The 18345-nt window shown below is 50.4% G+C and carries 19 protein-coding genes; 9 read left to right on the forward strand and 10 right to left on the reverse strand.

Annotated elements, in window-relative coordinates; translation table 11 throughout:
- Positions 1–258: 258 nt before the first annotated feature.
- Positions 259–1626 carry an anaerobic C4-dicarboxylate transporter DcuC gene (gene dcuC, locus NNO02_RS19115; RefSeq protein ID WP_271455499.1) on the forward strand — a complete coding sequence of 456 codons (1368 nt, stop codon included), beginning with the start codon at positions 259–261 and terminating at the stop codon, positions 1624–1626.
- Positions 1627–1670: 44 nt separating this feature from the next.
- Here the strand turns inward: dcuC and sspB are convergent, their stop codons facing one another.
- From sspB to zapE, 5 genes are all read right to left on the reverse strand, one after another.
- Entirely contained in the window at positions 1671–2174 is a 504-nt protein-coding gene (gene sspB, locus NNO02_RS19120; RefSeq protein ID WP_271441663.1) for a ClpXP protease specificity-enhancing factor, read from the reverse strand.
- Between the two features lie 5 nt (positions 2175–2179).
- The gene (gene sspA / locus NNO02_RS19125; RefSeq protein ID WP_048213444.1) at positions 2180–2818 is read right to left on the reverse strand and encodes a stringent starvation protein SspA; all 639 of its coding nucleotides are present in this window, start codon (positions 2816–2818) and stop codon (positions 2180–2182) included.
- A 315-nt stretch (positions 2819–3133) separates the two neighbouring features.
- Positions 3134–3526, reverse strand: a complete 393-nt coding sequence (rpsI, locus tag NNO02_RS19130) for a 30S ribosomal protein S9 (RefSeq protein WP_003025138.1) — start codon at positions 3524–3526, stop codon at positions 3134–3136.
- A 15-nt stretch (positions 3527–3541) separates the two neighbouring features.
- Positions 3542–3970 carry a 50S ribosomal protein L13 gene (rplM, locus tag NNO02_RS19135; RefSeq protein WP_003025141.1) on the reverse strand — a complete coding sequence of 143 codons (429 nt, stop codon included), beginning with the start codon at positions 3968–3970 and terminating at the stop codon, positions 3542–3544.
- Between the two features lie 218 nt (positions 3971–4188).
- The gene (zapE, locus tag NNO02_RS19140) at positions 4189–5316 is read right to left on the reverse strand and encodes a cell division protein ZapE (protein WP_271455500.1); all 1128 of its coding nucleotides are present in this window, start codon (positions 5314–5316) and stop codon (positions 4189–4191) included.
- A 192-nt stretch (positions 5317–5508) separates the two neighbouring features.
- Between zapE and zapG the strand changes: the two genes are divergently transcribed.
- The 3 genes from zapG to degS all read left to right on the forward strand — a co-directional run bounded on the left by zapG (position 5509) and on the right by degS (position 8600).
- A complete protein-coding gene (gene zapG, locus NNO02_RS19145; protein WP_005121352.1) occupies positions 5509–5907 on the forward strand; it encodes a Z-ring associated protein ZapG in 399 nt (132 codons plus the stop codon).
- A gap of 168 nt (positions 5908–6075) precedes the next feature.
- A complete protein-coding gene (gene degQ, locus NNO02_RS19150; protein ID WP_271449014.1) occupies positions 6076–7443 on the forward strand; it encodes a serine endoprotease DegQ in 1368 nt (455 codons plus the stop codon).
- 89 nt (positions 7444–7532) lie between these two features.
- Positions 7533–8600, forward strand: coding sequence for an outer membrane-stress sensor serine endopeptidase DegS (gene degS / locus NNO02_RS19155; protein ID WP_005121354.1), 1068 nt, complete (start codon positions 7533–7535; stop codon positions 8598–8600).
- Between the two features lie 149 nt (positions 8601–8749).
- Here degS and mdh read toward each other — a convergent pair whose 3' ends face one another.
- Positions 8750–9685 (reverse strand): malate dehydrogenase, encoded by a 936-nt coding sequence (mdh, locus tag NNO02_RS19160; RefSeq protein ID WP_040234161.1) that lies wholly within the window; start codon positions 9683–9685, stop codon positions 8750–8752.
- 436 nt (positions 9686–10121) lie between these two features.
- Here mdh and argR point away from each other — a divergent pair, with 436 nt between their 5' ends.
- Both argR and yhcN read left to right on the forward strand, forming a co-directional pair.
- A complete protein-coding gene (gene argR / locus NNO02_RS19165) occupies positions 10122–10592 on the forward strand; it encodes a transcriptional regulator ArgR (protein WP_003025162.1) in 471 nt (156 codons plus the stop codon).
- Positions 10593–10970: 378 nt separating this feature from the next.
- Complete coding sequence (gene yhcN / locus NNO02_RS19170; RefSeq protein WP_005121357.1) at positions 10971–11237, forward strand: peroxide/acid stress response protein YhcN; 267 nt, start codon at positions 10971–10973, stop codon at positions 11235–11237.
- A 49-nt stretch (positions 11238–11286) separates the two neighbouring features.
- Here yhcN and NNO02_RS19175 read toward each other — a convergent pair whose 3' ends face one another.
- Positions 11287–11571 (reverse strand): barstar family protein, encoded by a 285-nt coding sequence (locus NNO02_RS19175; protein WP_271441665.1) that lies wholly within the window; start codon positions 11569–11571, stop codon positions 11287–11289.
- A 419-nt stretch (positions 11572–11990) separates the two neighbouring features.
- On the opposite strand from NNO02_RS19175, the gene xapA reads away from it, so the two are divergent.
- From xapA to NNO02_RS19190, 3 genes are read left to right on the forward strand one after another with little or no spacing between them, the layout of a single operon-like run.
- Positions 11991–12824: a xanthosine phosphorylase gene (xapA, locus tag NNO02_RS19180; protein ID WP_137382453.1), complete on the forward strand. Its 834-nt coding sequence runs from the start codon at positions 11991–11993 to the stop codon at positions 12822–12824.
- A gap of 50 nt (positions 12825–12874) precedes the next feature.
- Positions 12875–14080, forward strand: coding sequence for an MFS transporter TsgA (gene tsgA / locus NNO02_RS19185; protein WP_271441666.1), 1206 nt, complete (start codon positions 12875–12877; stop codon positions 14078–14080).
- 58 nt (positions 14081–14138) lie between these two features.
- Positions 14139–15041, forward strand: a complete 903-nt coding sequence (locus NNO02_RS19190) for a LysR family transcriptional regulator (RefSeq protein ID WP_271441667.1) — start codon at positions 14139–14141, stop codon at positions 15039–15041.
- A gap of 40 nt (positions 15042–15081) precedes the next feature.
- Here the strand turns inward: NNO02_RS19190 and aaeB are convergent, their stop codons facing one another.
- The 3 genes from aaeB to aaeX are packed head-to-tail and all read right to left on the reverse strand — an operon-like array spanning position 15082 to position 18201.
- On the reverse strand, positions 15082–17052 hold the full coding sequence (gene aaeB, locus NNO02_RS19195; protein WP_271455501.1) for a p-hydroxybenzoic acid efflux pump subunit AaeB: 1971 nt from the start codon (positions 17050–17052) through the stop codon (positions 15082–15084).
- Between the two features lie 5 nt (positions 17053–17057).
- Positions 17058–17990: a p-hydroxybenzoic acid efflux pump subunit AaeA gene (aaeA, locus tag NNO02_RS19200; protein ID WP_271455502.1), complete on the reverse strand. Its 933-nt coding sequence runs from the start codon at positions 17988–17990 to the stop codon at positions 17058–17060.
- Between the two features lie 7 nt (positions 17991–17997).
- Complete coding sequence (aaeX, locus tag NNO02_RS19205) at positions 17998–18201, reverse strand: p-hydroxybenzoic acid efflux pump operon protein AaeX (RefSeq protein WP_000051841.1); 204 nt, start codon at positions 18199–18201, stop codon at positions 17998–18000.
- Positions 18202–18345 lie beyond the last annotated feature (144 nt).

Raw genomic sequence — 18345 nt, forward strand, 5'->3', positions numbered from 1 at the left:
ATATAAAATACATATATTTCAACATGAATGATTGAGCAGATATTTTTTATTAACAAGGGATAAAACTAACTTTATGAAATCTGCGAACATGATCTTTAAAATTAATCATAACCTACTATTTTAAAACGAAAAATAACCAACCTTCGATTATAAAAACACGATATCCACTCCAAAACACATGCCAGAAAAAATATAACATCCGCATTTAAAACAGCGTTATTACCGGATTTATCTTCTTCTCTGGCATGGAGTGAAAAAATGTTCGGCATTATTATCTCTGTCATCGTTTTATTAACGATGGGTTACCTGATCCTCAAAAACTACAAACCACAGGTAGTACTGGCTGCAGCCGGGATCTTCCTGATGATCTGCGGCGTCTGGTTGGGGTACGGCGCACTGGTCGCCAGCGACAAAAGCAGCGGTTATCTGCTGGTCGATATTTATAATGAAATTCTGCGCATGCTTTCCAACCGGGCGGCAGGTCTTGGGCTGTCCATCATGGCAGTAGGCGGTTATGCCCGCTATATGGATAGGATGGGTGCCAGCCGGGCAATGGTCAGCCTGTTGAGCCGCCCACTCAAGCACATCCGTTCACCCTATATTGTGCTTGCCGCGACGTATGTCATTGGTCAAATCATGGCACAATTCATCACCAGTGCTTCCGGATTGGGCATGCTGCTGATGGTTACACTCTTCCCAACGCTGGTCAGCCTGGGCGTGAGCCGTTTATCCGCGGTTGCGGTCATTGCCACCTCGATGTCGATTGAATGGGGCATTCTGGAAACCAATTCAATTTTTGCCGCACAGGTTGCGGGGATGAAAATAGCCACTTATTTCTTCCACTACCAACTTCCTGTCGCGTCCTGCGTCATCATCGCCGTCGCCATCGCACACTTTTTCGTTCAACGCCGGTTTGATCAAAAAACACAACCAGACAGCACAGGCTTCAATGAACAAAAAGCGCTGGAAGATGTGCCGCCGCTCTATTACGCCATTTTACCGGTGATGCCGCTGCTCCTGATGTTGGGCTCGCTGTTGCTGGCGCATATGGGGTTAATGCAGACAGAATTGAATCTGGTTGTGGTGATGCTAATGAGCTTGACGCTGACCATGTTTGTGGAGTTTCTTCATAAACACAATCTGCGTGAGACTATGGATGATGTGCAGGCGTTTTTTGACGGCATGGGAACGCAGTTTGCCAACGTCGTCACACTGGTGGTGGCCGGTGAGATTTTTGCCAAGGGCTTAACCACTATTGGCACCGTCGATGCGGTGATTAAAGGTGCGGAACACTCCGGGCTTGGCGGTATCGGTGTGATGATCATTATGGCCGTGGTCATCGCCGCCTGCGCAATTGTAATGGGATCCGGGAATGCACCGTTTATGTCATTCGCCAGTCTGATCCCGGACATTGCTGCGGGGCTGCATATTCCTGCGGTCGTGATGATCATGCCGATGCACTTCGCCACCACGCTGGCTCGTGCGGTTTCACCGATTACTGCAGTGATTGTCGTGACATCCGGTATTGCTGGCGTGTCGCCTTTTGAGGTCGTAAAACGGACAGCCATCCCAATGGCGATAGGATTTGTGGTCAATATGATTGCCACTATCGCGCTGTTTTATTGATATCAGACGCAGAATGCAAAACAGGCCCGCAAGGGCCTGTTTGATTATTTCACTACGCGTAGCGCCGGACGCCCACCGCGAGGAGGCGGTGGAGTGTCATCCGGGTCGTTGTCGTCGGCATTGTCTGGCTTATCGCCATCAATAACGGACATGACCGTTTCATTCTCAAAACCCGACGCGTCGTTATCGTCATCGTTCAAGCTGGCGACATCTTCGTCGTAAGCGGCTTCCGGTTCGAACATCGTACCCGCGCCATTTTCGCGCGCATAAATAGCCAGAACCGCAGCCAGCGGCACAGAAACCTGACGCGGCACACCACCAAAGCGCGCGTTGAAACGCACTTCATCGTTAGCCAGTTCCAGGTTCCCAACTGCACGCGGTGCAATATTCAAAACAATTTGCCCATCACGTGCATATTCCATCGGAACCTGCACGTCCTGGAGCGTCACATCCACCACCAGGTGCGGCGTGAGCTGGTTGTCTAGCAACCACTCATAGAACGCGCGCAGCAGATACGGACGGCGTGGCGTTAGCTGTGGCAAATCCATACAGGTTAACCCCGGCCCAGACGCATTTCACGTTCAGGCTCAGTCAGAGAAGCCAGGAAAGAGTCACGTTCAAAGACGCGAGTCATATACCCTTTAAGTTCTTTCGAACCTGCGCCGTTGAATTCAATACCCAACTGCGGTAAACGCCACAGCAGCGGTGCCAGGTAGCAATCTACCAGGCTGAACTCATCGCTCAGGAAATAGGGTTTTTGACCAAAGACAGGGGCAATTGCCAGCAGCTCTTCACGCAGACGCTTACGTGCAACATCGGCTTCAGATGCGGAACCATTCACGATGACATTCATCAGCGTGTACCAGTCTTTTTCAATACGCTGCATGTACAGGCGGCTCTCACCACGCGCAACCGGGTAAACCGGCATCAGCGGCGGATGCGGGAAACGCTCATCCAGGTATTCCATAATGATGCGAGATTCCCACAGGGTCAGCTCACGATCCACCAGTGTCGGGACGCTCTGATTCGGGTTGAGGTCGATCAGATCCTGCGGTGGATTGTCCTTTTCCACGTGCTCAATCTCGAAACTAACACCTTTTTCAGCCAGCACGATGCGGACCTGATGGCTATAGATGTCAGTAGGACCAGAAAACAGCGTCATTACCGAACGTTTGTTGGCAGCGACAGCCATGAAAACCTCCAGGTATATTCAGAATTTTTACTGCTACCAGCCACTTTGTGGCCAGCCAGAAGTGATGTCACCCAGATTCGGGAAAGTCATTACTGTTCAAAATACAAACAAAAAATGAACAATACCGGATATTTGGGCAGAAAATTGGATGATAGTTTACCAGATTTTGTGACCTTTGTGGTGAGTCGATTCTGGAAATGGGGAAAAAGAGGTGGCAATCAGCGTATTACCGTGATTTTGGGCGGATGAAAATCATAAAAAAACCCGCCGAGGCGGGTTTTTTCGCAAATTGTAATCTGCCGAAGCAGAAAGCAATTAACGTTTGGAGAACTGCGGACGACGACGTGCTTTACGCAGACCGACTTTCTTACGTTCAACCTGACGAGCATCACGGGTAACGAAGCCAGCTTTACGCAGTTCGCCACGCAGGGATTCGTCGTACTCCATCAGAGCGCGGGTGATACCGTGACGGATCGCACCAGCCTGACCAGAGATACCACCACCTTTAACAGTGATGTACAGATCCAGTTTCTCAACCATGTCGACCAGTTCCAGCGGCTGACGAACTACCATGCGGGCAGTTTCACGACCGAAGTACTGTTCCAGAGAACGTTGGTTGATTACGATTTTACCACTACCCGGTTTGATGAAAACGCGAGCTGCGGAACTTTTGCGGCGACCAGTGCCGTAGTATTGATTTTCAGCCATTGCCTATAATCCCGATTAGATGTCAAGAACTTGCGGTTGCTGTGCCGCGTGGTTGTGCTCGTTGCCAGCGTAAACTTTCAGTTTACGGAACATAGCACGACCCAGCGGGCCTTTTGGCAGCATGCCTTTAACCGCGATTTCAAGCACACGCTCAGGACGGCGAGCAATCATCTCTTCAAAGGTCGCTTGTTTGATACCACCGATGTGGCCGGTGTGGTGATAGTACACTTTGTCAGTACGCTTGTTGCCGGTTACAGCAACTTTGTCAGCGTTCAGAACGATGATGTAATCACCAGTATCTACGTGCGGAGTGTATTCCGCTTTGTGCTTACCGCGCAGGCGCAGAGCCAGTTCGGAAGCCAGACGGCCCAGAGTTTTACCGGTCGCGTCAACAACATACCAGTCGCGTTTTACGGTTTCTGGTTTAGCTGTAAAAGTTTTCATTAAAAGCTTACCCAAATAAATAAGTTACACGTTGGTGAACACCCAAACGTTTTGTCAGTTGAGGTTCACACGACATTGTCCAGCAAACCTACCCCTTCGAATAGCCTATGCCGGCGCATAGAAAGTTTTGGGAAAAAAACTCTCTCGTAACGTGGGGTCGCAAGATTATAGAGAAGTCAGGGTCAAAGATCGACCCCTTTATGTGATTTGCGGCAGGTTTAACCGGCTAAATGTTCCCGCTTCAGATACTCCTCGCTTTGCATCTCCTGCAAACGCGATAAACAACGCTGGAATTCAAACTTCAGGCGCTCGCCCTGGTAGATTTCATATAAAGGCGCTGCGGCGCTGACCACCAGCTTAACGTGGCGTTCGTAGAACTCATCAACCAGCGCGATAAAGCGCCGTGCTTCACTTTCCATCAGCGTCGTCATTACCGGTACATCAGACAGCAGCACCGTGTGAAACAGGCGCGATAATGCGATGTAATCGTGCTGGCTGCGGGCATCGACGCACAACGTAGTAAATGATACCGCCAGCGTTTGGTTCTCAACGGCCAGCGTCTGCATCGGGCGATGGTTAATCTCCAGCGTCGGCGCATGATCGCCTTTCGTTCCCGCTAAGGCCAGCCAGAGCTTATCCATCTGCTGCTGCGTTTCATCATTAAGCGGGGACAGCCATAAGTGTGCCTGGGTTAACGTACGCAACCGGTAGTCAACGCCGGCATCCACGTTCATGATATCGCAATACTGTTTAATGGCGTCGATCGCGGGAAGGAAGCGCGCACGTTGCAAACCGTTACGATACAGTTCATCAGGCGGAATATTGGACGTTGCCACCAGCGTAATGCCGCGAGCAAATAGCGCCTTCATTAAGCCACCGAGCAGCATGGCGTCAGTAATATCCGAAACAAAAAATTCATCAAAGCACAGCACATCGGTTTCGGCTTTGAAGCGGTCAGCAATCACTTCCAACGGGTCGCTCTGGCCTTGCAGAGCCGTCAGTTCTTCATGCACGCGCAGCATGAAGCGGTGAAAGTGCAAACGCTGTTTACGTGCGCCAGGCAGGCTATGGTAGAACAAATCCATCAGCCAGGTTTTTCCGCGCCCTACGCCCCCCCACATATACAGACCACGCACCGGCGTGTTTTCCTTCGGCTCACGTTTACCCAGCAATTTACCAAAGCGGGCCATCAGTCCACTCTCCTGCGCCGCTGGAGGTGCAATCGTCGTGAGCTCCTGGTAAATCGTTTCCAGTCGATTCACCGCTTCTTTTTGTACATTGTCGGGTTGATGACTGCCGTCGTTAAGGGCCTGCAGGTATCGCGATGTCGGGGAAAGGCTTTGCATGATGTTATTGTTATTCCTTGAGAATCGATGTGCCGTCGCTCACGGTTGACGAAAAAAAGGCCGTTCTACATTACGTGATATAAACACGGGATTCCACTTCTACGGGATTAGCGGTTATAGTGGCATAATCAGGCGCAGGCATGGAGCCTAAAGCCAACACCCTACGGAAACAAAAGACAACGGGAGATGTTCATGACCTGGGAATATGCGCTAATTGGGTTAGTCGTCGGTATCATTATTGGTGCTGTAGCCATGCGTTTTGGTAATCGTAAATTACGCCAACAGCAGGCATTACAGTACGAACTGGAAAAGAACAAAGCTGAACTGGAAGAGTACCGCGAAGAGCTGGTGAGTCATTTTGCCCGCAGCGCTGAGCTACTGGATAACATGGCTGACGATTATCGTCAGATCTATCAGCATATGGCGAAAAGCTCCAGCAGCCTGCTGCCGGGCATGTCAGCGGAAAACAACCCATTCCGCAATCGTCTGGCTGAGTCTGAAGCGGGTAACGATCAGGCACCGGTTCAGATGCCGCGTGACTATTCCGAAGGGGCTTCCGGCCTGCTGCGTAGTGGCGCAAAGCGCGACTAACTGCACATCGTTAAGAAATTTATGGGGCGCAGCAATTGCGCCCTCCGCTTCTCTTCCCGTCCCAGCTATTATTTAGTCGTTAGCCTCATTGTGACCAAACCGAAAATTCAATAACATCAAACTGTTTTGAATCATCTTCCGTTTACTCAAGGTACGAGAGCAGGATCCATGAAAAAACAAACCCAGCTGTTGAGTGCATTAGCGTTAAGTGTCGGGTTAACTCTCTCGGCGCCATTCCAGGCCATTGCGTCGATTCCCGGCCAGGTACCCGGTCAGGCAGCGCTCCCCAGCCTCGCCCCCATGCTGGAAAAAGTGTTACCTGCCGTGGTTAGCGTGAGAGTCGAGGGCACCGCCGTTCAAGGGCAAAAAGTCCCGGAAGAATTCAAAAAGTTTTTTGGCGATGAGCTGCCCGATCAGCCCTCGCAGCCATTCGAAGGACTGGGTTCAGGCGTCATCATTGACGCTGCCAAGGGCTATGTTCTGACCAACAACCACGTTATTAATCAGGCGCAAAAAATTAGCGTTCAGCTGAACGATGGGCGCGAGTTCGATGCCAAACTCATCGGTAGCGACGATCAGAGCGATATCGCCCTGCTGCAAATACAGCATCCCAGCAACCTGACACAAATCGCTATCGCCGACTCCGACAAACTGCGCGTGGGTGACTTTGCTGTCGCCGTCGGCAACCCGTTTGGGTTGGGACAAACGGCAACCTCAGGGATCGTCTCCGCATTGGGTCGCAGTGGTCTGAACCTGGAAGGTCTGGAAAACTTTATTCAGACCGATGCGTCAATTAACCGCGGCAACTCCGGCGGTGCGTTGCTCAACCTGAATGGTGAGCTGATTGGTATAAATACCGCCATTCTCGCGCCTGGCGGCGGCAGCATTGGGATAGGTTTTGCTATCCCCAGTAACATGGCGCGTACGCTGGCGCAGCAATTAATGCAGTTTGGCGAAATCAAACGGGGTCTGTTAGGTATTAAAGGTACTGAAATGACCGCTGATATCGCTAAAGCATTCAAACTGGATGTACAACGTGGCGCGTTTGTCAGCGAAGTTCTGCCTAACTCTGGTTCCGCTAAAGCGGGCGTAAAATCCGGTGACGTGATTACCAGTCTAAATGGCAAACCGCTCAGTAGTTTCGCCGAACTGCGTTCGCGTATTGCGACAACCGAACCGGGGACCAAAGTCAAACTGGGCCTGCTGCGTAACGGTAAACCACTGGAAGTTGAAGTGACGCTGGATACCAGTACATCATCTTCCGCCAGTGCGGAAATGATTGCACCGGCATTACAAGGGGCCACGCTCAGCGACGGGCAGCTAAAAGACGGAACCAAAGGCATTAGAATTGATAACGTTGAGAAAAGTAGCCCAGCCGCACAGGCCGGCCTGCATAAAGATGACGTCATCATCGCCGTTAACCGCGATCGGGTGAACTCGATTGCCGAAATGCGCAAAGTGCTGGAAACGAAACCGTCAATCATTGCTCTGCAGGTCGTTCGTGGCAACGAGAGTATTTACCTGCTTTTGCGTTAACCAGGACAACCGGACATCAGCCCCCCGTGTGATGTCCGGTAAACTCGTGATATGCTGCTGCCGTTCCCTTTTTTAATGACGCCGCCATCATGTTTGTGAAGCTTTTACGTTCGGTCGCGATTGGTTTAATCGTCGGCGCCATTCTGCTGGCCGCGATGCCCTCTCTGCGAAAAATTAATACGCTTACCGCACCACAGTTCGACAGCACAGATGAAACTCCTGCCAGTTATAACCCGGCAGTTCGCCGTGCTGCGCCTGCCGTGGTCAACGTGTACAACCGCAGTATGAACAGCACGACGCATAACCAGCTTGAGATCCGCACGCTCGGTTCAGGCGTTATCATGGATCAGCGCGGCTATATCATCACCAACAAGCATGTCATTAATGACGCCGACCAAATCATCGTCGCGTTGCAGGATGGACGTGTCTTTGAAGCGCTGCTTGTTGGCTCTGATACTTTAACCGACCTTGCAGTGTTGAAAATCAACGCAGCGGGCGGACTACCAACGATCCCGATTAATAACAAACGTGTACCGCATATTGGTGATGTCGTGCTTGCCATCGGTAACCCGTACAACCTTGGGCAAACAATCACTCAGGGGATCATCAGCGCCACGGGGCGTATTGGCCTGAACCCAACGGGCCGGCAAAACTTCCTGCAAACAGATGCCTCCATTAACCACGGTAACTCCGGCGGTGCGCTGGTTAACTCGCTGGGCGAGTTAATGGGGATTAACACACTGTCGTTTGATAAGAGCAATGATGGCGAAACGCCGGAAGGGATTGGCTTTGCCATTCCGTTTCAACTGGCGACGAAAATCATGGATAAGCTGATTCGCGACGGGCGCGTTATTCGTGGCTACATCGGCATCAGCGGGCGTGAAATTGCACCGCTGCACGCACAAGGTAGCGGCATGGATCAAATTCAGGGGATTGTCGTGAACGAAGTGGCCCCGGATGGTCCGGCGGCCCAGGCCGGAATTCAGGTCAACGACCTCATCATTTCGGTAAATAATAAACCGGCAGTATCAGCACTGGAGACCATGGATCAGGTCGCAGAGATTCGCCCCGGTTCGGTTATCTCAGTGGTTGTGATGCGTGATGATAAGCAATTGACGCTGCAGGTAACGATTCAGGAATACCCTGCAACCAATTAACGTCATCTCTACCGCCCACACACCATAAAAAAACCGGAGCACAATATATGCTCCGGTTTCTATTAGGCGATATCATAGGGAGTTAGCATGTAATGCCTGATGGCGCTACGCTTATCAGGCCTACAAATACACGCTGGCCTCTCCTGGCGTTACTTAACGAACTCTTCGCCCAGGGTGATATCTTTCTTCAGCGTGTCCAGCATGCCTTCCAGCGAGCTTTGTTCGAACGCGCTCAGTTTCCCGATGGACTGACGTTCTTCTACGCCATTTTTGCCCAGCAGCAGCGGCTGAGAGAAGAAGCGAGCGTACTGACCATCGCCTTCAACGTAAGCGCATTCCACGACACCCTTTTCGCCGCTCAGCGCACGAACCAGTGACAGACCGAAACGTGCTGCAGCCTGACCCATGGACAGGGTTGCAGACCCGCCACCGGCTTTTGCTTCCACAACTTCAGTACCCGCGTTCTGGATACGTTTAGTCAGGTCAGCCGCTTCTTGTTCTGTGAAGCTTACGCCAGGAATTTGTGACAGCAGCGGCAGAATGGTCACACCTGAGTGTCCACCGATAACCGGGACTTCAACATCGCCAGGCTGCTTGCCTTTCAGTTCCGCCACAAAGGTGTTGGAGCGGATGATGTCCAGCGTCGTTACGCCAAACAGTTTGTTCTTATCGTATACGCCTGCTTTTTTCAGCACTTCAGCAGCAATAGCAACGGTCGTGTTCACTGGGTTAGTGATGATACCGATACACGCTTTCGGACAGGTTGTAGCAACCTGCTGCACCAGATTCTTCACGATGCCAGCATTCACGTTAAACAGGTCAGAACGGTCCATACCTGGTTTACGCGCAACACCCGCAGAAATCAGCACCACGTCAGCACCTTCCAGTGCAGGGGTCGCATCTTCACCGCTGAAGCCTTTGATTTTCACAGCAGTAGGGATATGGCTCAAATCAACGGCCACACCAGGAGTTACTGGAGCGATGTCGTACAGGGAGAGTTCTGAACCTGAAGGCAGTTGGGTTTTTAACAGTAATGCTAGCGCCTGACCGATACCACCAGCAGCGCCGAGGACTGCAACTTTCATCCTAAACTCCTTATTATATTGATAAGCAAAATGTCTATTGCTCCGCGGCGGCGACCTTAATTCACAAATCCAATGAATTCAATAACCACGCTTCAAGAATGCGTAGTCACGCAAATTTGGCTTTTATGCATTTAACTTACGTAAAATAAAACCTAAGTTACGTAATTCAAAACCACTCGCACAGTAGAGCAACTTTCCAACAGGTGCTGACAATATACCCTACAGCCCTCTCAAAACAACATCAATTTGATAACATTTAATTTACTTTTAATCTTATTTGCGAGCCGTGACACAGGCATGTTTCTTGATAACGAAATTTGATAAAATCCCGCTCTTTCATAACATTATTTCAGCCTTGAACGAGGCAGACCGTTTGCATAAAAATTCATCTGTATGCACAATAATGTTGTTTCTACCGCCATATTACGGGTGACTTATGCGAAGCTCGGCTAAACAAGAAGAATTAGTTAAGGCGTTTAAAGCGCTACTTAAAGAAGAAAAATTCAGCTCTCAGGGCGAAATCGTCCTCGCGTTGCAGGATCAGGGCTTTGATAATATCAACCAGTCCAAGGTTTCACGCATGCTGACCAAGTTTGGTGCCGTGCGTACCCGCAATGCGAAAATGGAAATGGTGTACTGCCTGCCTGCAGAGCTGGGCGTCCCGACAACATCAAGCCCGTTGAAAAATCTGGTGCTGGATATCGACTACAACGATGCCGTTGTCGTTATTCATACCAGCCCAGGGGCTGCACAGCTGATTGCTCGCCTGCTGGATTCACTGGGTAAAGCAGAAGGTATTCTTGGCACGATTGCGGGTGACGATACCATCTTCACCACACCGGCCAAAGGTTTTACGGTAAAAGACCTGTACGAAGCCATTCTGGAACTGTTTGAACAAGAACTGTAATTCCCTTCCCCGTCACGCCCTGTGGCGGGGGAAAAATCTCTCTTTTCTGTTCCCCTCCTCAGTTTTCCACTACCGAACATTTAACAAATAGTGCGTTTCACCGCCAAAACACATTCACGCGATGAATGATACTCATCAAAAACGCACAATTTGCAAAATATTGTATCAGTATGAATTTATTAATTTTATTTTCAAGAAGAAGCTCTAATCTGTATTTTTAATTCCATATAGTTATAAAAAATACTTTTCTTAACATCCAATTACCATGGAAACAATTAGCGTGGTATTAATTTATCGCGTGATTAGTGTATACTTGATTTTGTGATGAGGGTCACGAAACAAAGACCCCTAATAAAAGAATTCGACGAGGTAAATATCATGAAAATCAAAACCACTGTTGCAACTTTAAGTCTTCTCTCAGTTCTCTCTTTCGGTGCAAGCGCCGCTGTTAATCAGGTGAACTCGCAAGAAGCACAGAATCTGCAATCCATGGGTACTATCTCTGTGTCTCAGATCGGTAGCTCACCAATGGATATGCGTCAGGCAATCGCCGCTAAAGCAGAAAAAGCGGGCGCCAGCAGCTATCGTGTCACTGAACTCCGTGAAGGTGCTCACTGGCATGCAACCGCAGAATTGTACAAATAAACCCTCGTCGTCTAGTCCGACGACTTGCCCCCGCCTGCCGGGGGCTTTTTTATGCCTGTTTTGAGTGGCGAACGTTAAAGCGTAACTGCCCTTCGAGCTCTTCTTCTGCTTCATCGAACAGTAAAATCAGCGCGCCATATCGTCTGCGTAACTTATCCGGTAAATGGACAAATTCGATTTCCAGAGGTAACGGCAAGACTTCCCCAACCACAACCTCCCACAAAGAATCTAAATCAACCACCTTTTCCCGGGCCAGGCCAAATGTACGTGCAAACTCACGGTAGAAATCACTCTGATTTTCAATTTCGTCAAAATCAAACGTATAGATATTCATCTATAGCCACCATCCCGACGCCAGTTACTCTACAGACCACCGATATGCAGGGTCTTCCTCAACCTGTTTCCCGTGTATCCCGCCAGCAAAATTTTATGTTCCTGCGGTCCAGGCATCGTTTATCACCCCAGCTAAATGCTCGTCTTAAGTATAGCGCTGCCTCAGTGTGCGCAATACGCCAGGAATGAATTGTTCACTGTTTAGATAAAGAGAGGTACGTCACATTTTTGTGCAAGACTATGACTGCGTTTCAGAAACAGTATGAAACACGTTGGCCATAACGTTCTGAAAAATAATAGGTCCGATATCGATATGATATTTTCAATATGAAAATCATATTAATAACCGCACTTATCATATTGGATTTGTAATTGAAGCCTCCACAAAATGCCTGCAACTGAATAGTCTCTGGAGTCGATATGTCCATGTCTGTTGTCAACGATACCCCGTATGAAGCGGCTGAAATTCTGCGTGCAGCAAAACCCAATTTTCATCCACGTATCGCTCTGATACTTGGGTCAGGTCTGGGGGCGCTTGCCGATCGCATGGAAAATAAAACCACGCTTTCATATCAACAATTACCTGGGTTTCCGGTCAGCACCGTAATCGGCCATGCCGGGGAAGTGGTGATGGGGACGCTTTATGGCATCGACCTCATCTGCATGAAGGGACGTGGGCATTTTTATGAAGGGCTGGGAATGGGCATCATGACCCATGCCGTGCGTACCTTTAAACTGTTGGGCTGCGAATTTTTATTCTGTACCAACGCCGCGGGTTCACTGAACGTAGATATTCCTGCAGGTAGTCTGGTTGCCCTCAACGATCACATCAACACCATGCCATCTACCCCACTTGTCGGGCCGAACGATGAACGCTTTGGTCCTCGCTTCTTTAGCCTCGCTAACGCATACGATCGCGAGCTGCGCCAGCAGCTTCACGGTGCCGCAGAGCAGTTGGGTATCACGCTTCATGAAGGGGTTTTCGTCTCTTATCCTGGCCCTAATTTTGAGACGGCTGCGGAGATTCGCATGATGCAACGTATGGGCGGCGATGTGGTCGGTATGTCGGTGGTACCGGAAGTGATAGCTGCACGCCATTGTGGCCTGAAAGTACTGGCCGTTTCAGCCATCACGAATATGGCTGAAGGCCTCAGTGATGTTGAGCTTTCCCATGAACAAACGCTGAAATGCGCAGCCATGGTGACCGAAGATTTTATTCGTTTGATCAGCCAGTTCCTCAAACAGTACGCCTGATCGTGGTTCCGTAGACGGACAGGTCGCCCTGCTCCGTCTGGAGAAAAGTTATGCCAGACAATCAGTTTTCTCGCGCAAATCTCAATGCCGTTTCGTACCTGAGCTATTACTTTGTTGGCGCACTGGTGTCGACACTGGGGATTGTGCTTGGGCCACTGTGTGCCGCTTTTCATAAAGACCCCAGCTTTATCGGGCAGGTCTTTACCTTGATGAACATCGGCATGTTTGTGCCTATTATGCTTGGCGGCATTCTGATGAAAAAATGGGGGCTGAAAAAACCATTAGTTATTGCTGCAACGCTCACCGTGATTATCAGCGCCGTGCTTTTTATCCAACCAACCTTAACACTGTTTAGCGTTGCAGTGGCCGGCATTGGTGCCTGCGGGGGCGTGTTTATGACCATCGGCAGTTATCTGGTGGTCCGTATTAATCCCGATGAAAAGAGCCGCTCTTCCAGCCTGATTTTTACCGATTTCTTTTTCAGCTTTGCCGGAGCAACCCTTTCTTTACTGTTAGCCTGGATGTTTAAACTGGGTGCCAGTTGGATTGCGATGTATGGGATTATGGGCGGTCTGGGCGCGCTGATGTTGGCACTTACCCTGCGTTGTCGCTTCCCATCGACAGAGGTTGCGCAGCCGCAGCGACACGAGAAAACGGAAGAGTCAGAACCCTGGGGGATCTCCGTCTATTTAATCTGTTTTACTCTCTTTGCTTTCCTGCTGGCTGAACCCATTTTTACCATGTGGACACCGGGCTACCTGCAATCGCGTTTTACACTTCAGGCGCAGGATGCCGCGCTGTTCACTACTGTGTATTGGGTGACGAAAGCCATTGGCCTGTTCCTGAATCAGTTCACCGTGAAGTGGATGAAGCTGCGCACTTTCCTGCTGATCTGCGCAAGCATTGGTCTGGTCTCCATTGCGCTGATTGCCAACAGCAACAATACCACGCTGATTCTGGTAGCGTGCGGCGTGTTTGGTTTCTTTAACTCCGGTTTATTCTCCGGCCTGATGAGCTATGGCTCACTGCAGGTGAGCCGCAGTTCACCAACCTTGATCTCCGCCTTGTTGACGTGCGGCACAGTGGGCACGCTACTGTTTGCCAGCGTATCCTCCATGGTAAACAGCCACCTTGGTCTGCAGGGGGCGGTGAATACGTCAACTGTCGCCTATTGTGTGTTACTGCTGACGCTGGTTATCGCTGTTGCCTGCAGCCAGGCCGAGCGTCTCGCCCGCTCGACATCCGCTGCGGTTTGACAAGCTTTGGGGAGGACGGCATGATGCCGTTTCTCTCCCTCTCTTACGCGTAACCAGCATGATTGATCTCCAGGCCAATAGCCGAATTCGTCTTCGAACATTGCGTTATTTTCAGGTTCTCGCTGACGAGCTGCACTTTGGCCGGGCCGCGGCCCGGTTAAACATCTCTCAACCACCGTTGAGTATGCAGATTAAAGAACTGGAAGAGATCCTTGAAACGACACTATTTGAACGTACCAGCCGTAAAGTGGTTCTCACGCGAGCCGGGCAGGTATTGAAAACGGAAGTCGATCGTATCCTGAGTACCACCGATCAATCCCTCAATTATGTGCGACAGATTGGCCGTAGCGAACATCAACATTTCAACATTGGGATAGTCGGTAGCGCACTGTGGGGGACGCTGCTTACGCGTCTAAAGGGCTTTAAAAAGCAACAGCCGTACGTAAACTGGAGCTTGCAGGAGCTTTCCCAACATCAGCAAATTGAAGCCTTGCATGCCCGGACGATTGATATCGCGATTAGCCGGAACGTACTGCCCCAATCCGAGACGAATATTCGTAGCCAATTGATTTCCCGCGAAGCGGTTGCTCTCGCCGTACCTGAACACGATCCTCTCTGCCAACACCAAAGCGTCTCACTGGCGATGCTCGCTGAACGCCCCATCATTTCGCTTTCATTTAATCAAAGCAATTTCGCCCGTCAGGTACATGACCGCTGTGTTGAGGTAGGATTTTATCCTCTGATTACCCACCAGGTTAACGAACCGCAAACCGCGCTGGCGCTGGTTAGCGCAGGAATGGGCCTCTCTTTGCTGCCAGAAACCTGCGGATTGATCCACTGGCCAGGCGTTCGTTTCTTACCGTTGAATGACCCTATTCCAGCCGATCTTTATGCCTACTGGTACGACGAACCGCTTTCCACATTAATGAACGCGTTTATCATGACATTACAGGGGCGGTAAAACTGAAACCGGAAGAAATATCCTCTTCCGGTTAGATGATTTATGAATTGCTGGTCAGTGCATGCTGGTATTTGTGCAACATTCCCGTGAGTCGTTTCACTGGTTCCGTCACCTGAGGCGGGGCTTCCCAGAGCGTTAATTTTTCCTGGTAGATATCAAGTTCCTCCAGCAACTGACTAAAGTAGCGTCGGCGTTTGTCATCATTGACTGCAGAAATAACATGATCGGCAGTACGGCGAAGCTGGCGATGAAACGTCGATAAATCGTCGTTTACCGGTACAGGCGCATCACGTAAACGCTGGTGAGCAATAATCATCGTCAGTGCCAGGCGGAACTTTGCCAGATCGCCGGGGAATTTGTTCATCAGTAAAAACAGCTGCTGATACAACGCCGGAAGGTGATTTTCTTTACGACGCACAACATTGGTGGTCATTGCGGAGACCGCTGCCGACACAAACTGGTTAAGCAACACACGACCTGTTCTGTCACGCGAGTTATCCCGCACCAGCAGAATAACGATAAACGCCAATACGCAGCCGACAATCTGCCCCAGTGCACTGTCGAGGAACTGACTAAAGTGGAACGTCATCGGGTTATCAAGCACGATGATGTTAATGGTGCTCGCCAGCGCCCCCATTGAGCCCAAACGCCGCTTTTGCACCTCGATACCCAGAAAGAATCCCAGCACCGCCAGACTCAGACACAGCAATAACATGCTTTGCTGGGTATTGGGGATAATTACCAAAAAATAGAGCGCCCCCAACGGTAATGCTGCCAGCGTGCCATAGATAAAGTCGATGGCCACCATGCGGGGGTTAGGCAAACGCATGGCCAGCGAGGTGACGACCGCTATCATTACCATCGCGCCACTACCTGATGTCCAGCCGGTCCACAACCAGAATAAGGTTCCCAGCACACAGGACAGCGTAGTACGCCAGAAGTTGACCATTGCATGGTGACGTTCAGCGGATTCCACTTTCACCACCGGCTCGCCCTGCAGGATCTCTTCTTCTATTGCACTGATTTTGGTATTGCTGACTACACCGCGTTTCAGCAGCAGGTAGCGCGTCGCCGCACCGGCCCAGCTATAAATCGTCACCGGCGTATCACGCTCACCGGTCCAGGCAATCACACGGCGCATCCGCTTCAGTTGTTTATGTACGTCCTGCACCGTTTCAACCGGTGTATCAAACAACTCGCGGAAAGTATCTGTAATCAGTTCTGGTCGCGTATTCTGGATAAGATAGGTTTCACAGGACTGAGTAATAAGCGTCAGTGACAGTGTGTTCAACGCTTTGAGCCTACGATTGGCGCGCACCCAGCGTGAGGATTCCATGTTCAGGTTGCTGCGCATACCTTCAAGCGCTGCCGTACGACGAACTAAATTGCCCCAGGCTTTGTCCACCTCTTCGCTATCACCATGCTTTATACACAGTTGCATAAGCTGATATTGCGCCACCACAAGGCTGTCCAACTCGACATCTATCTCCTGTTTCACTGAACGGGGCGAAAAGAGCAGGTCGGCGATGATAGCGCAGACAATCCCCATCACAATCTCGCTGCAGCGTTCGAGCGCAAATTGTGGCGTCAGCAGAGGCTCCGCCTGAATGGTAATGACGATAATCAGCGCCGTGTAACCCGAAAGCCCCCAGGCATAGGAGTTTTCGATCTTTACCAGTGAAGAGATCCAGGTACAAAAACCGGCCCAGATACAGCACACCAGGATCATCAATAGCGGCGCACGGATCATACTGATGATAATGATCAGCGCGGCAATACAGCCAATAAATGTCCCAACAATACGCAGCATACCGCGGTAGCGGATAGCGCCAGAATAAGGTTCTCCACCGGCGGCAAAGGCTGGGCCTGCCGCCACAATCGCAGCGGTCAGGACTGCCCAACGAGGAGTCTCAAGCTGGAAATGAAAGCCAACAAATAACGCCAGTACAATGGCACATGCCAGCTTTACCGCAAAGCGGATATGCTGATTGGCAATGGAGAAAATGCCCATCACAATTAACCAAACTCGCGCAGACGGTGCGCCATTTTACGGAAGAACGACTCCTGACTGGCATCGCGATCCTGCTTACCGGTAATAACGACGGTGGCCGTAGTACCGGCCGGCCACATCATTCCCTGTTGATCGTCAAGACGAATACGCACCGGCACACGCTGCGCCAGACGTACCCATTCAAGATTGGAATCAATGGTTGCCATACCTTTCGCATCCCGTGTGCTGCTGGCATTTGTCACGCCTGCCGCCACGCTATCGACGGTGCCTTTCAACACATTATTACTACCAAGCGGGGTGATCTCAGCGCGATACCCAGGGCGTACGCCTTCCAGCTTGGTCTCTTCCATATAGGCCAGTACATAGAATGAATGCTGTTTTACCAGTGCTACCGCTGTCGATCCGCGGGTAATAAATTCACCGATATAGACGTTCAGGTTAGTCACCCAGCCATCTGCCGGCGCTCGAATAACGGTTCGTTCGAGATCTAGTGTTGCCAGATCGCGAGTCGCCTGAGCTTTCGCCAACTGGTGTAATACGGTTTGCAGTACGTTGTTTGATTGGTCAATCTCTTCACGAGACATTGCCTGCACGCCCAGTCGGTTACGACGACCGGCTTCCTGGCGTTTTTCCTGTGCCAGTACCTGATAATAAGCGACGTCCGCTTCAGCCTGTTCGAGGGCTTTTTTATAACGTGGCTGATCAATAGTGAACAGGACCTGATCCTTTTTCACCAGTTGGTTATCATGGACGTTAACATTGGTGATAAGACCCGCGACATCCGGTGCAATGGCGACGACATCAGCACTAAAACGTGCATCACGCGTCCACGGTGACTCGGTGTAATAGACCCATGCGCGGAAAATAGCGATAAAGGCCAGAATGACCAGTACGAGAGTTATAGCCGTACGGGAGAGTTTTTTTGTTAGTGTTTTCACTTCAACCTCAAACGAACAGGCGCGATATTAAATAGAAAAGGCAGCAATACAGCGCGGTGTTAAACAGAGCCGGATGCCAGACAAAATCATAGATGCCAGTCGGAACTAACACCCGGCGCACCAGCCAGAAAATCGCCAGTGACAAAAGCAATTCGAAAAAAATCGGTGGGAAGGACAGACCAAACACCACGATAACGGGAAACAGACTCATGTTGACCTTGGTAGCTTAAGAGAGTGCAGGTGATCGATTATTTAGCGTATGTCACCGCAGAGAAGGGCAAGGATGAGCCAGGCGAGAGCGACATAGCTGTTATTTGAATAATAATATATTAGCGTAACTGTTATGCTGTTATCT

Source organism: Citrobacter sp. Awk 2, assembly GCF_028069815.1.
Classification (GTDB): Bacteria; Pseudomonadota; Gammaproteobacteria; order Enterobacterales; family Enterobacteriaceae; genus Citrobacter.